1 protein-coding gene is annotated in these 1156 nt (G+C 36.2%); it reads right to left on the reverse strand.

From position 1 onward, the window contains the following. Positions 1–350: 350 nt before the first annotated feature. Positions 351–1156, reverse strand: an 806-nt coding sequence (locus tag CP370_RS09105; RefSeq protein WP_143467876.1) for an LPXTG cell wall anchor domain-containing protein, incomplete at its 5' end; no start/stop codon positions are given.

Here is a 1156-nt window from a genome sequence, read left to right on the forward strand (position 1 = left end):
CTCCATTAAATTGATGAGATTAGAATACCTGAAAAATGAAGGCTAAAACAGATACCCGGTTATTTGACGCTTACGAATCAAACAGCTATTTCTTAGCTGCTTAATTCCTTCTTAAAATTATCCATCAACAGGATTTGCAAAAGAGCCAAAAAAGGTAGATAAAAACATCGTCATGTTTCTATCTACCTTTATACTTTAGGGTGTTTGACAAACAGCCAATAAAAATCAGGTAGCTCCTAAAGACTACCTGATTTCTTATTTTCGATACTAATTATACAGAGAAATAAAATTTTGAATTAGTATAAGTAATTGGAATTAAATATTTATGCTATCTGAAAAATTATCTTTTATTAGTTCTTATTTCTTTTACGATCCTTCCCTCCTAAAAGTGAAATCATACCTGCTACGGCCATCAAAGCTAATCCCGCTAATCCAGCAATCTCAGTATCTTTCTCGCCAGTTTGTGGAAGAGTATTTTGATGTGCAGCTGCTTTAGCTCTACCAATATTACTCTTAGCATTCTTGCCTTTGGCATTTGTATTATTAGCTGTAGTGAGAGCACTTTCATAGCTTTCTGAAGTTTCTCCTTTTGGTCTACTTGGAGTTTCTTTATCAGATTTATGAGAAGTGATTGGTTTTCTTGGAATCTCATCCTTCTTATATACTACTGGAGTATCAGTGGTTGGATCTACTGGGGTAACAGTAGAACTTTCTGGAGTATAACCTGGAACATCTGGTACTGATTCATTTGGCACAACCTTGGTTGGATTAGTTGGATCGTTGGTATATTGTGGTTGATTTGCATTTGGAATTGGGTTTCCATTTGAATCAACTGGAATAATCTTACCAATCTTCTTGTAAATCACTGTTTGTCCAACATTTGGCTTGCTTTCAGTAACAGTCAAACCACCTGCTGTAGTTTGAGTTGCAACATAACCTGGAATTACAGGGACATTTACTTTACCAAAAGTATGACTTCCAGTAAATTGAGCCTTCTGCACATTAGGACTCTCTAATTGGGTGCCATCTTCTGTTTCAAACTTAATTGTTTGCGTACCTTCAATAGTAGTTGGAAGTGGCTCTTCTGGAGTTGGATTTTCAACTGGGTTGTAGATAACTGGAGTGTCTTTACCTGGATCATCTGGAGTTACGGTTG

This window comes from Lactobacillus sp. UMNPBX19 (assembly GCF_002553805.1).
Classification (GTDB): domain Bacteria; phylum Bacillota; class Bacilli; order Lactobacillales; family Lactobacillaceae; genus Lactobacillus.